Origin of the sequence: Solwaraspora sp. WMMA2080 (assembly GCF_027497395.1) — a bacterium.
Taxonomy (GTDB): domain Bacteria; phylum Actinomycetota; class Actinomycetes; order Mycobacteriales; family Micromonosporaceae; genus Micromonospora_E.
Window position 1 is genome coordinate 1,217,883 of sequence record NZ_CP114910.1, and the last position, 12,454, is coordinate 1,230,336.

The following is a 12,454-nucleotide window of genomic DNA, read 5'->3' on the forward strand; positions in this document are numbered from 1 at the left end:
CCGTCCTGACCGGACATCTCACGTTCACCAGATCGCAGGAGGACTGTGTGAGGGATCTATCCACGCCGATCAGACAGATCGGCTCCGCGCTGGCCGCCACCGCCGTACTGGTCGGTGGTCTGCTGGCGAGTCCGGCGGCCGCTGCCGCCGGGCCCGCCCCCGAACTCGGCGGTGAGGCCGCCCTGGCGCTGGCCGACCGGCTGGGTGACCGGTCCGCCGGGGCGTACCGGGACGAGGTCACGGGTGACCTGGTGGTGACCGTGACCGATGAGACGGCCGCCCGGGTGGTCCGGGCCGCGGGTGGGGTGGCCCGGACCGTCGAGCGTGGTGCCGATGATCTGGCCCGGGTCACTGGTGCCCTGTCTCGGTCGGCGGCTGTGCCGGGGAGCAGTTGGTACGCCGACCCGGTCAGCAACCAGGTCGTGGTGTCCGTCGACGCGACCGTCACCGGTACCCGGCTGGCGCTGGTCGAGGCGGTCGCGGCCCGCTTCGGCGACGCGGTCCGCGTCGAACGCGTCGCCGGCACGGTGGAGACCACCGCCGCCGGCGGCGACCCGGTCTACTCCAACGGCCGCTGCTCGCTCGGGTTCAACGTGTACGACAGCGCCGGCCGGCCGGGATTCCTCACCGCCGGGCACTGCACCGAGTCGCGTACGCAGTGGATGGTCGACGGGGTCACCAACGCCGGCACCACGGTCGCCAGTAGCTTCCCCGGTGACGACTTCGGCCTGGTCCGCTGGGTCGACACCACCGTCAACCGGCCCGGGGCGGTCAATCTGTACGACGGGACGCTGCGGGACATCACCGGCGCCGGGAACCCGTATGTGGGGCAGACGGTCAGCAAGAGCGGCAGTACCACCGGGGTCACCACCGGCCCGGTCGTCGCAATCAACGTCACCGTCAACTACTCGGCGGGTCCGGTGACCGGGCTGTTCCAGACCAGCCTGTGCGCGGACAAGGGCGACAGCGGCGGCGCGGTGTTCGCCGGCAGCACCGCACTGGGTCTGCACTCGGGCAGCAACCGGGCCGAGTGCCGGGCCTACCACCAGCCGGTGGCCGAGGCGCTGTCGGCGTACGGGGTCAACGTCTACTGACCGTGGCCTGAGTGGGCGGCCCGACGGCCGCCCACTCAGCCGAGCCCGGTCACGGACAGCACCCGCACCTGATGGTCGGCGGTGACCACCGCGACGGTGTCGCCGCTGACCACCGCGTGTGTCACCCGGTTGTCCACCAGGTCAGTGCCGACGTCGACCGGTGCGGTCCGTCGACCGGTCGCCGCGTCCCACACGGACACCTGCGGCACGGCGGTCCTCGACGCCGTGTCGATGCGGTGGCCCAGCACCACCACCCAGCCGTCGGCCACCGCCGCCGCCGACCGGGTGTCGTCGGCGGCGGTGATCTCCCCGCCGTCCTCGTCGAGCAGGCAGAAGTCGTCAACTGTGTCGAACGTCTGGTCACCGAAGACGAGCCCGGCCGGCGCCGCGTACCAGTTGTCCTCGAATCCGAACTCACTTGTGCGGTTCCACTTCTCGTCGCCGGTGCCGATGTCGACGGCGATCGTGCGGTACGTGCCGCCGTCGACCGCCGCGCACACCAGTCGCTCCCCGCACGGTTTGACCAGTTCGATGGTGTCACCGGCCGGCAGCGGCACCTCCCACGCGCGGGTGAAACCGTCGAGGTCGTACGCGGCCAGCACAGCCCGTCCCGGCGACGCGCCGTCGGACAGCCGGCCGATCGCGAGTCCTTCGTAGACGGTCCACGCGTCGTGGTCCAGCGGCAGGTCGCCGCTGGCGATCGGGTCGCCGTCGCCGGTGTCCAGCACGAACCCCCGGCCGCTGCCCTCACTCAGCTCGACGACACGGCCCGGCTCGGCGTACCGGTTGTCCCGCAGCCCGTACCCGGCGGGCGGCAGCACCCCGGCGTCCTCGACACCTTCCGTGCCGGTCCACCGGGTCGCCGCCCGGATCCGGGACGCGTCGAGGACCAGCAGGTCATCGTCGGGGGCCTCGCGTCGCCACCGCTGCTCCCCAGTGGTCAGGTCGATCCGGGCGACCGCGTTGTCAAAAATGCCGTCCTTGATCTCGACGATCACGTCGGTGCCCAGCCGGACCACGTCGGTAAGGTCCTGCCAGCTGCGTTTCCACCGCACCGTGCCGTCGGCGGCGTCGAGCACGACCCGCATGTCGTCGCCGCCGTCGGTCGCCGAGTCTGCGGCGTCGACGATGAGCAGCCCACCGGCGGCGGTGAGCCGCACCTGCGTCGGTTCGACGTCCACCGTGGCGGTCCAGGCCGGGTCGCCGCCGCCGGCCGGTACCGCGGTGACGGTGGTGCCGCCGACGGCGACCGCCGCGTACACGGCGAGGTCACCGGCGACGGTGACCGTCGACCCGCCGGTGCCGGCGGGCAACGTCACCTGGTGGATCTCGGTCAGGCCGCCCGCGGTGTCCCCCGTCCCGCCGCCGTCGTCGTCGTCGCCGAGCAGGCCACCGAACAGGTTGGTGTCACGGGGCCCGCTACCGTCGCCGGTGAACTGGTCGAGCAGCCAACCGTTGGTCAGGCCGATCCCGGCGGCCAGCGTCACCGCCACGGCGCCGGCGACCGCCGCGACCACCCGGCCGCGACGCCGCCGACGTGCTGGCGGCGACGGCAGATCGCCGCCAGCCGCCGGTGTGGTGGGTCCGGGCACCGGTGGGCCTGGCTGCGCAAGGTACGGCGCGGTCGGGCCCGGCCCGGTCGGAGCGGCGGTCGACGGCGCCGCGACATCCGTCGACGGCGTGTGGTGCAGCGCACCGTACGCCACCGGCAGCTCCGGCTGCTCCGGCACCGACGGGGCGACCCCGAGTCGGGCGTGCAACCGGCTGGCGACCAGCGGCATCCGGCTGGCCCCACCGACCAGCAGCAGCGCGGCCAGCCGCGCTGGGGCGACCCCGGCCAGCTGCAGCACCCGGCGGGTCTCGTCGACCGCCCGGTCGACCAGCGGCCCGGCGACGCGGTCCAGCTCCTCCCGGGTCAGATGCATCGGATCGTCGCGCCCGGGCACCGCCACCGGCGCCGCCGAGGCCCGCGACAGCATCTCCTTCGCGGCCCGCACCTCGGACCAGAAAGCGAGCCGGTCACGGCGGTCGGCGCCGGTCACCGGCCGGCTGAGCCGCTGCCACAGCTGCGGGTCGCGGACCGCGACCAGGTGGCCAAGGTGGGCGACCAGCGCCTCGTCGATGTCGAGCCCGCCGAGGTCGTCAAGCCCGCCGGTGGCCAGCACCCGCAGCCCGCCGGCTCCACCTACCGCAGGCTCGTTGCGGACCACCGCCACGTCGAGGGTGCCGCCGCCGAAGTCGAACACGGCCAGCGTGCCACCCGGCGGTACCTGCCGGCCCAGCACCCGGACACAGTAGGTGGCGGCCGCGATCGGCTCGTCGAGCAGCCGCACCGGGCCCAGCCCGGCCGCCGTGGCGGCCGCGCGCAGCAGGTCCCGACGCGGGGCGCCCCAGTCGGCGGGGCAGGTCAGCACGGTGCCGCCGGCCGGATGCACACCGGCGGTCGCGGCCTCGGCGGCGACCCGGCGCAGGGTCACCGCCAGCAGCTGGGTGACCGGCAGCTCCCGGTCACCCAGCAGCACCGAGCCGTCGTCGACGCGCCGTTTCGGGTGCGGCTCGAACCGGTGTGGCTCCCCGGCGGCCAACCGCTGCGCGTCACGTCCGCTGTGGACGCCACCGGCGGCGTCGATACAGACCCCGGAGGCCAGCAGCGGAGTGCCGTCGAACAGCAGCGGCCGGGGTGGCTCGTCGCCACGGCGGACCACCGCGACGGTGTGTGTGGTGCCCAGGTCGACGGCGAGCCGTACCGGTCCGTTCACGGTCCTGATGTCCTCTCCCGGGATTGCGCCGGCGTGCGTACGCCGCCGGCGGGGATGCTATCGGCCGGCCGCCACCGTCGTGTCGGCGCCGAGCTGCTTCAACACCCGGGTACGCAGCGTCTCGTACTGTTCGCGGCAGCGGCGCGGCGGACCGTCCGGCCGGTCGACGACCGTACCGCTGCTGATCCGCTCGTGCGGGCCGAACTGGTCGCGGGTCAGGTCGATCTCGACCACGCCGAGCCGGTTCCACCAGTGCTGGCCGGTCCGTCGCCCGCCGGCGCTGACCTCCCCGACCAGCAGCTCACCGCCGAGCAGGTCGTGCAGCACCAGCGCGGTGACGCCGCACTGGCCGCGGGCCGGGTTGCCGGCGTGCCAGTCGGCCAGGTCGGCGGGATCGCAGGTGTCGGCGGACCAGGCGGTACGGATGACACGTTCGATGTGGGTGAGGGTCCAGGTGCGGGGGAACATGGCGGCAGATCCTGCCACAGTGGTCCGACATCGCCGCCCGGCCCGGGTCGACCCGACAACGCCGCCTGACCCGACATCGCGACCCGGGCCGCCGGTGCCGGCGGTAACGGCTAGTAAGCTGCCCGGTCGTGACCGACGACAGTCAGCCGAGGACGGCCGGGCCGGGCGGCGGCGACCAGTCCGCGTTGGCGACCGCCTGCCTGGCCGCCGGGGACGGGCGGCTGCGGCACGGGGCGGCGTTGAAGTTCTTCTGGGGTCCGATGGACTGCGGCAAGTCGACGCTGGCCCTGCAGATGGACCACAACCACGCCCGGCAGGGCCGCCGGGGTCTGGTGCTGACCCGCAACGACCGGTCGATGGGGCCGCAGGTGACCACCCGGATCGGGTTGGCCCACTCGGCGATCGAGGTCACCGACGACCTGGACCTGGTGGCGCTGGTGCGCGGCCGGTGGGCGGACGGCACCCGGGTCGACTATCTGATCTGCGACGAGGCGTGTTTCTACACCGTCGACCAGGTCGGGCAGATGGCCGACCTGGTCGACGGCTACGACGTCGACGTGTTCGCGTTCGGGCTGGCCAGTGACTTCCGGTCGGTGCTGTTCCCGGCGGCGCAGCGGCTGTTCGAGATCGCCGACGAGGTGTGCCGTATCCAGGTCGAGGTGCTCTGCTGGTGCGGCCGGCAGGGCCTGCTCAACGCCCGCGTGGTCGACGGTGTGGTGGCCCGCCACGGCGAGCAGGTGGTGATCGGTGACACCGTCGACCACTCCGAGGTGCGGTACCAGGTGCTGTGCCGGCGGCACCACCGCACCGGTGACCTCGGCCCCGGCTAGCCGACCCCGTCAACTGGCGGACGGATCCGGTTCGGCGGCGGCGAGCAGCGCGGCCTCCTGACCTGTGTCGAGCCCCAGCGGCGGCAGGTCGGTCCGCAGCGCCGGACGATGGTCCACGCCGGCCAGCCAGGCCCAGGTGTCGGCCACCGTCTCGGCCGCCGGCCGGCAGCGCAGCCCGGTGGCCAGTGCCCGGGACACGTCGCCGTGGTGCAGCGCGTCGTGCAGCTCACCCGGGGGCAGCCAGATCGGCAGCTCCGTCCAGGGCGCGACACCGGCGGCGGCCACCACCGCCGGGTCGACCCAGCGTAGCCGGGTGGACGCCCCGGTCACGTCGACGCAGTGGGTCAGCAGCTCGCCCATCGTGGTGTGGCCGCGCGGGCTGACCACGTTGACCGGCCCGCCGACACCGGCGGCGGCCGCGTCGAGCAGCCAGGCCGCCAGGTCCCGGGCGTCGACGTACTGCAGCGGCAGGTCGGGCGGCCCGGGGGCGGGCACGTCGCCGCCCCGGGCGACGCGGTGCAGCCACCACGGCAGCCGACCGACGTCCTCGTACGGGCCGAGGATCAGCCCGGCCCGGGCCAGCAGCGTCCGGTCACCGAAGGCGGCGACCGCGGCGAGTTCACCGCCGCGTTTGGCGCGGGCGTAGGTGACGTCGCCGCCGTCGTCGGCGTCGGCGTCGACCAGCGGCCCGGTCTCGTCGAGCCCGGCCGGCGGCGGGTACGCGTACACCGAGCGGCTCGACACGTACGTGTAGTGCCCGACCCGGTCGCGTAGCAGCCGGGCCGCGTCGCGGACCACCGACGGCGCGCCGGCCCAGGTGTCGACGGCCAGGTCCCAGTCACCGGTGCGCAGCGCGGCGAGACCGTCGGCGACCGTCCGGTCGCCGACGAGCACCTGCGCGCCGGCCGGCGCCGGCCGGTGGCCGCGGTGCAGCAGGGTGACCGCCCAGCCGCGGGCCAGCGCGTCCTCGACGACGCACCGGCCGACGAACCCGGTGCCGCCCAGCATCAGCAGTCGCATACCACCACTGTGCCGTCCGGCCCGACGACGCGGAAGACCGTCACGCTGCCAGCGAAACCCACCACAGGTTACCGTCGGGTAGTAACGGCTGTGCGTGGCGAGGAGGATCGATCATCGTGGACCGGTACGTCCAACCTGTGCCCGCCCCCGGCGACCCGTACCGCACCGACTGGCTGCTCGACCGGTGGCTGCGCCGCCGGATCGACCCGGCCGCGCACACCGCCGCCCGGCCCCGGCTGGCCGCCCTCGCCGCCGACGTCACCGGCCCGCTGCGGGCCGCGCACACCGACGCCGAGCAGCACCCGCCCCGGCTGGTCCGCTACGACCCGTGGGGCCGGCGCGTCGACCGGGTCGACACCTGTGCCGGCTGGCAGCGGCTACGGGCCGCCGCCGCCCGGCACGCCCTGGTCGCGCTGCCGTACCGCGCCGACACCCGCGCCGCCTTCGGCCCGGACGCCCGGGTGGTGCAGCACGCCCTGCTGCACCTGTACGCGCCGGAGTCGGCGACGTTCTCCTGCCCGGTGGCGATGGCCGACGGGGCCGCCGCGCTGCTGCGCCACCCCGACGTCGACCCGGCGGTCCGCGACACCTGGCTGCCCCGGCTCACCGCCACCGACCCCGCCGCCGCGATCACCAGCGGCCAGTGGATGACCGAAGCCCAGGGCGGCTCCGACCTGTCCGGGTCGACCACCGTGGCGCGCCCCGACGACGACGGCGGCGACGGTTGGCGGCTGACCGGCGAGAAGTGGTTCTGCTCCGCGATCGACTCGGCGGTCGCGGTCGCCCTGGCCCGCCCGGTCGGCGCCGTCGGCGGCAGCCGCACGCTCGTGCCGTTCCTGGTGCCCCGCTACGCCGCCGACTCGCCGCTGGCCGCCGCCGGCACCGACCCGCACGCACCCGCCCCCGGCGTGCGGGTGCACCGGCTCAAGGACAAGCTCGGCACCCGGGCGCTGCCCACCGCCGAGGTCGGCCTGCGCGACGCGTACGCGCTGCCGCTGGGCGACCCCGCACGGCCCGGCCTGGCCCGGGCGATGACCCTGGTGGTGGTGACCCGGCTGCACAACGCCTCCGCTGCGGCCAGCGGGATGCGCCGCGGTCTGGCGTACGCGCACGCCTACGCCACCGCCCGCCGGGTCGCCGGCGGCCGGCTGGTCGACTCCCCGGCGCACCGTGGCCTGCTCGGCACCCTCGCCGTCGACGCCGCCGGCGCGTTCGTCCTCGCCGGCCACGTGTTCGACCTGCTCGGACAGGTCGAGGCCGGCGTCGCCGGCCGGTCGACACCCGGCGGACCGGACGCCACCGCCGAGGTGGACCCGGCGGCCGAACTGCGGCTGGCCGCACCGCTGGCGAAGCTCGCCACCGGCCGGCTCGCGGTCGCCGCCGCCAGCGAGTACGTCGAATGTTTCGGCGGCGCTGGTTACGTCGAGGACACCGGCGCGCCCCGGCTGCTGCGTGACGCCCAGGTGCTGCCGATCTGGGAGGGCACCACCACGGTGTTGGCGTTGGACGCGCTGCGGGCGGTGACCCGCGAAAAGGCCGCCGGGCCGCTGCTGGCCCGGGTCGACCGGGCGGCCGCCACCGCCGCCGACCCCGAGGTGGCCGCGGCGCTCACCGACGCCGCCGGGCGGCTGCGTACGGACCTGGCCCGGGTCGCGGCCGACCCGGGTGGGGCCGACACGGCAGCCGGCGCGCGCCCGCTGGCGCTGCGGACGGCGTACACGTTGGCCGCCGCGCTGCTCGTCGACCTGGCCGACGGGCCCGGTCGCGGCACCGACGCGGCGGGTTCCGACGACACCGCCGCCGGAGCGGCGGGTTCCGACGAGACCGACGCCGCCCAGGTGGCGGCCCGGCTGTGGACCCGACGCTGGCTGGTCGGCACCGACATCGCCGCCGACGCCCACCGGCACCTGGAACTGCTCAGCCGGACCTGAGTCCCGTCGCCCGGGCGGGCCGGCGGCCATGAGCAACCGAGCCTGCGCGTCCGCGCATCACCCGGCGGCCGGGCATCGTAGCGCAACGTCCCGGATTGTCCACCAATGCCGTGTGTCGGCGCGCGCGACGCCGCCGACAGGTGCACGATCTCTGACATGGGTTCGCTGGAGATCGGCCCGGGCGTGTGGGCCGTCACGCTCGTCGTCATCATCGCGTTGCTCGCCCTCGACCTGGCGGTAGCGGCGATCCGACCGCACGCCGTCGGGTTCGGTGAGGCGGTCGCCTGGTCGGTGTTCTACGTCGCGGTCGCCGTCGTGTTCGGCCTGGTGTTCATGGCCTGGGCCGGCGGCGACTACGGCACCGAGTACTTCGCCGGCTACCTGGTGGAGAAGAGCCTGTCCGTCGACAACCTGTTCGTCTTCGTCATCATCATCAGCACCTTCGCCGTTCCCGAGGAGCACCAGCACAAGGTGCTCACCTTCGGCATCATCGCCGCGCTGGTCATGCGGGCGATCTTCATCGCCGCCGGCGCCACCCTGCTGAACCTGTTTTCCTTCATGTTCCTGGTCTTCGGCCTGCTGCTGATCTTCACCGCCGTGCAGCTGTTCCGGCACCGCAACGAGGACCCGCAGGTCGACGACAACGTGCTGGTCCGCGCCACCCGCCGGGTGCTGCCGGTGACACCTGACTACGTCGACGGGCGGCTCGTCACCCGCCTCGACGGTCGCCGTGTCGTCACCCCACTGTTCATCGTGCTGGTCGCGATCGGCAGCACCGACCTGCTGTTCGCCCTCGACTCGATCCCCGCCGTGTTCGGTGTCACCCAGCAGCCGTACATCGTCTTCGTCGCCAACGCCTTCGCCCTGATCGGGCTGCGGGCCCTGTTCTTCCTGGTGAAAGGCCTGCTGGACCGGCTGGTCTACCTGTCCACCGGGTTGGCGCTGGTACTGGCGCTGATCGGCGTCAAGCTGGTGCTGCACTGGGGCCACACCCTCGACGACCGGGTCCCCGAGGTGCAGACCCCGGTGTCGCTGGGGCTGATCCTGGTGATCCTCACCGTCACCGTCGTCGCCAGCCTGGTCAAGGTCCACCGCGACCCGACCGCCCGCGCCCACGCCGGTTCGCTGCGCGGCCACGACGACCAGCAGCGGCAACGGTGACCTGCCGGATCCGGTGAGACGCTCAGCCGGACCTGGCGACGCGGGCGGCCCGCGCCGCCGCGATCCGGTACGCCGGGTCCCGGTCCAGGTTGTACCGGTCCCGGTCGTACCGACGGGTGGTCCGCGGATCGGCGTGACCCATCGCGTCCTGCACGTCCTCCAGCGGCACCCCTTCGGCGCGGGCGGTGGTGGCGAACGCATGCCGCAGCGAGTGCGGCGACAGCCGGTCCCACGCCGGCAGACCGGCGGCCCGGGCCAGCCGCCGGACCAGCCGGAACACGGCGTGCCGGTCCAGCCGCGCGCCGCTGGCGGTGGCCAGCAGCGGGCCGTCGAGCGCATCGGCCGCGACACCGGCGGCGCGGGCCCGGACTGCCAGGTACGCGTCGAGCACCGCCGCCGTGTCCGGCGCCAGCGCCCGGCGGCGGGCCCGGCCGCCCTTGCCGACGAACCGGACGCTGCGGTGCCCCCGCTCGTCGCCGACGTCGGCGACGTCGAGGCTGACCAGTTCACCGACACGCAGCCCCAGGTCGGCCAGCAACGCCAGCACGGCGAGGTTGCGCGCACCGCTCGCCCCGGTGTCGGCGCGGGCCGCCGCGAACAACGCGTCGACCTGGTCGGGGCTCAACCCGACGGTCGCCGAATGGTCCCGGTCGATCCGCGGCCGGTCCGCGTCGGTCACCGGGTTGGCCGGTACCGCCCGCAGCCGCACCAGGAACGCGTACCAGCTGGACATGGCGGACAGTTTGCGGGCCACCGTCGCCGGGGTCAGCAGCCGGCCGCTGCGCGGATCGACGGTGGCCTCCAACGTCCGGGCGTAGGCGTTGACGTCCAGGAACGACGCCTGCAGCGGGTCGAGCCCGGTGGCGGTGCACCACGACAACCAGCCGGTCACGTCCCGGCGGTAGGCGGCCCGGGTGTGCTCGGACAGCCGACGGTTACGCAGCCACGCCTCGGTGAAGTCGACCGGGGCGGTGGCGGCGGGCAGGCCGCGGTCGGCCGGCCGGGGGACGAGACCGGGGGTGGTGGGGCGACGCATCGCAGCAGGATGCCAAAGCCGGCGTCACCGACGACGCCGAAACGCCGTACGTGATCTTTCCGCGCTGTTCGTGACCTCGGCCGGCCGGCCAACGGCGGCCGCGACCTGCGGTGCGGCGCGGTCAGGACATCCGGACGATCTGGCCGGTCACGTAACGGGCCTGGTGCGAGGCCAGCAGGGTGACGACCTCGGCGACGTCCTCCGGGCGGGCGATACGGCTCAGCGGACTCGAACCGGTGATCTGCTTCTCCACCTCCGGCGTCACCCAGCCGGTGTCGGTGACCGGCGGCTGCACAATGTTCGCGGTCACTCCGTACGGGGCGAGTTCGGCGGCGGCCGACATGGTGTAGTTCTCCTGTGCGGCCTTGGCCGCCCCGTACGACACCTCCTCGGGAAAGCCGTGCGGGCCGCCGGAGGTCAATCCGACGATCCGCCCCCAGCTGGCCTTGCGGGCCAGGTGCCGGCGGGCGAACTCGGCGATCAGCAGCGCCGGGGCGCGGGCGTCGACGGCGAACTGGCGGTCGAAGGTGCCGGCGTCGACGTGGGTCAACGGCCGGCCGAACCGGTCCCGGCTGTCCGGCCGGAACGTGTCGCTGAGCCAGCCGCTGGCGTTGTTGACCAGGATGTCGACCGGGCCGAACGAGGCCGCCGCCTCGTCGAACAGCCGAGCCGGGGTGGCCGGGTCCGCCAGGTCGGCCTCCACGGCCACCGCTTTGCCGCCGGCGGCGACGATCCGGTCGACGACGCTGCGTGCGTCCTGGGCACGGACCTGCCCGTACTGGGCGGGAAACGACGGATCGTCGGCGTAGGAGGACGGGTCCATCCGCAGGTACGCGGCGAGCACCGCGGCGCCCTGGGTGGCCAGGGCGAGCGCGATCGCCGCGCCGATGCCCTGGTTCGCGCCGGTCACGATCGCGACGTGCCCGGTCAACCGGGGGTCGATCATCTTCCCAGGATGCCCGGCCGGCGACACCGGCGCGAGGCGTTTGCCGGCTTGTCCCCCGCCGGACATGACGAGTCCCCGCCCGGTGCGCTCCGGCGCCGGGCGGGGACTCGGTGGGTGGGTTTCAGTTGCTGAGCTGCCGGCGGCCGTCGTCGCCGACACTGATCGAGACCCGGCGCGGCTTGGCGCGCTCCGCCACCGGGATCCGCAGGGTCAGCACGCCGGCCTCGTAGCCGGCCTCCAGCTTGTCGGTGTCGAGGGTGTCGCCGAGGAACAGTTGCCGGGTGAAGGTGCCCATCGGTCGTTCGGCGGCGACGAGTTCGACCTTGTCGCCGGTGGGGCGGTGGCGCTGGGCACGCACCGTCAGGACGTTGCGTTCCACGGTGCACTCGATGCTGTCCGGGTCGACGCCGGGCAGGTCGAACGCGGCGTAGAACCAGTCGCCGTCGCGGTAGGCGTCCAGGTGCATGACGGCCGGACGGGTGGTGGTGCCGAAGAACTGCTCGGCGATCCGGTCGATCTCCCGGAACGGGTCGGTGCGCATCAACATTGTCGGACCTCCTCACGGGTGCGGGCTTCTCACTCCCTCAAGTTGAGCCCCGCAGACTCAACTTACTTATAGCTATAGCGCGCAACCCTGTGAGCGTCAAGTCGTCCCGTGCGCGGGACAAACCGGTCGACCGGACCCGCCGGCGCGTGGACCCCCGCTGTGCACGCCTTCCTCGCCCACCTGCACGACGTCGGGTTCGGCGGCGCACCCCGACCGCTCGGCGTCGACGCCGCCGGCCGCGAGGTGCTGACCTACCTGCCCGGAACGGTCCCCTGGCCGGACCGGTCCGACCTGCTCGGCCCGGCCGTGGCCCTGCGCCGGGTCGGCCGGCTCGTACGCGACCTGCACCACGCGGCCGCCAGCTTCACCCCACCACCGGGTGCCGTCTGGCGGCGGCTCATCCCACCCGACGGCACCGATCTGGTCGTCCACCACGACCTCGCGCCCTGGAACCTGGTCGTCGGCGACCGCTGGGCCTTCATCGACTGGGACACCGCCGCGCCGGGCACCCGGCTGTGGGACCTCGCCTACGCGGCCAAGGCGTTCGTGCCGCTGACCGCCGACCCCGCCTGGCAGCGCCCCGACGCCGCCCGCCGGCTACCGGAATGCGGGCCAGTGCTCCGGCCTTCAGGCCGGGGGTGAAGGCCCGCGTTGGGAGGGCC

The 12,454-nt window shown here is 74.2% G+C and carries 11 protein-coding genes; 5 read left to right on the forward strand and 6 right to left on the reverse strand.

Annotated features, from left to right (window positions below; genetic code table 11):
* Positions 1-47 precede the first annotated feature (47 nt).
* Positions 48-1,094, forward strand: coding sequence for a S1 family peptidase (locus O7543_RS05415; protein ID WP_281554859.1), 1,047 nt, complete (start codon positions 48-50; stop codon positions 1,092-1,094).
* Positions 1,095-1,129: 35 nt separating this feature from the next.
* Here the strand turns inward: O7543_RS05415 and O7543_RS05420 are convergent, their stop codons facing one another.
* Entirely contained in the window at positions 1,130-3,853 is a 2,724-nt protein-coding gene (locus O7543_RS05420) for a hsp70 family protein (RefSeq protein WP_281554858.1), read from the reverse strand.
* A gap of 57 nt (positions 3,854-3,910) precedes the next feature.
* Positions 3,911-4,321, reverse strand: coding sequence for a hypothetical protein (locus O7543_RS05425; protein WP_281554857.1), 411 nt, complete (start codon positions 4,319-4,321; stop codon positions 3,911-3,913).
* A 185-nt stretch (positions 4,322-4,506) separates the two neighbouring features.
* On the opposite strand from O7543_RS05425, the gene O7543_RS05430 reads away from it, so the two are divergent.
* Positions 4,507-5,151 carry a thymidine kinase gene (locus O7543_RS05430; protein ID WP_281555584.1) on the forward strand — a complete coding sequence of 215 codons (645 nt, stop codon included), beginning with the start codon at positions 4,507-4,509 and terminating at the stop codon, positions 5,149-5,151.
* A gap of 9 nt (positions 5,152-5,160) precedes the next feature.
* Here the strand turns inward: O7543_RS05430 and O7543_RS05435 are convergent, their stop codons facing one another.
* Positions 5,161-6,171, reverse strand: a complete 1,011-nt coding sequence (locus tag O7543_RS05435; RefSeq protein ID WP_281554856.1) for a reductase — start codon at positions 6,169-6,171, stop codon at positions 5,161-5,163.
* Positions 6,172-6,287: 116 nt separating this feature from the next.
* On the opposite strand from O7543_RS05435, the gene O7543_RS05440 reads away from it, so the two are divergent.
* Positions 6,288-8,102: an acyl-CoA dehydrogenase family protein gene (locus O7543_RS05440; RefSeq protein WP_281554855.1), complete on the forward strand. Its 1,815-nt coding sequence runs from the start codon at positions 6,288-6,290 to the stop codon at positions 8,100-8,102.
* Between the two features lie 156 nt (positions 8,103-8,258).
* On the forward strand, positions 8,259-9,263 hold the full coding sequence (locus O7543_RS05445; RefSeq protein WP_281554854.1) for a TerC/Alx family metal homeostasis membrane protein: 1,005 nt from the start codon (positions 8,259-8,261) through the stop codon (positions 9,261-9,263).
* A gap of 22 nt (positions 9,264-9,285) precedes the next feature.
* Here the strand turns inward: O7543_RS05445 and O7543_RS05450 are convergent, their stop codons facing one another.
* The 3 genes from O7543_RS05450 to O7543_RS05460 all read right to left on the reverse strand — a co-directional run bounded on the left by O7543_RS05450 (position 9,286) and on the right by O7543_RS05460 (position 11,792).
* Positions 9,286-10,299: a tyrosine-type recombinase/integrase gene (locus O7543_RS05450; RefSeq protein ID WP_281554853.1), complete on the reverse strand. Its 1,014-nt coding sequence runs from the start codon at positions 10,297-10,299 to the stop codon at positions 9,286-9,288.
* A gap of 121 nt (positions 10,300-10,420) precedes the next feature.
* On the reverse strand, positions 10,421-11,245 hold the full coding sequence (locus tag O7543_RS05455) for an SDR family oxidoreductase (protein ID WP_281567350.1): 825 nt from the start codon (positions 11,243-11,245) through the stop codon (positions 10,421-10,423).
* 121 nt (positions 11,246-11,366) lie between these two features.
* Positions 11,367-11,792 carry an Hsp20/alpha crystallin family protein gene (locus O7543_RS05460; protein WP_281567351.1) on the reverse strand — a complete coding sequence of 142 codons (426 nt, stop codon included), beginning with the start codon at positions 11,790-11,792 and terminating at the stop codon, positions 11,367-11,369.
* A 108-nt stretch (positions 11,793-11,900) separates the two neighbouring features.
* On the opposite strand from O7543_RS05460, the gene O7543_RS05465 reads away from it, so the two are divergent.
* Positions 11,901-12,434 (forward strand): aminoglycoside phosphotransferase family protein, encoded by a 534-nt coding sequence (locus tag O7543_RS05465; protein ID WP_281567352.1) that lies wholly within the window; start codon positions 11,901-11,903, stop codon positions 12,432-12,434.
* Positions 12,435-12,454: the final 20 nt, after the last annotated feature.

Bases quoted from the DNA above. Each gene is read 5' to 3' on its own strand.
- O7543_RS05425 (WP_281554857.1), bottom strand. From the start codon at position 4,321: ATGTTCCCCCGCACCTGGACCCTCACCCACATCGAACGTGTCATCCGT.
- O7543_RS05435 (WP_281554856.1), bottom strand. From the start codon at position 6,171: ATGCGACTGCTGATGCTGGGCGGCACCGGGTTCGTCGGCCGGTGCGTC.
- O7543_RS05445 (WP_281554854.1), top strand. From the start codon at position 8,259: ATGGGTTCGCTGGAGATCGGCCCGGGCGTGTGGGCCGTCACGCTCGTC.
- O7543_RS05450 (WP_281554853.1), bottom strand. From the start codon at position 10,299: ATGCGTCGCCCCACCACCCCCGGTCTCGTCCCCCGGCCGGCCGACCGC.
- O7543_RS05455 (WP_281567350.1), bottom strand. From the start codon at position 11,245: ATGATCGACCCCCGGTTGACCGGGCACGTCGCGATCGTGACCGGCGCG.
- O7543_RS05460 (WP_281567351.1), bottom strand. From the start codon at position 11,792: ATGTTGATGCGCACCGACCCGTTCCGGGAGATCGACCGGATCGCCGAG.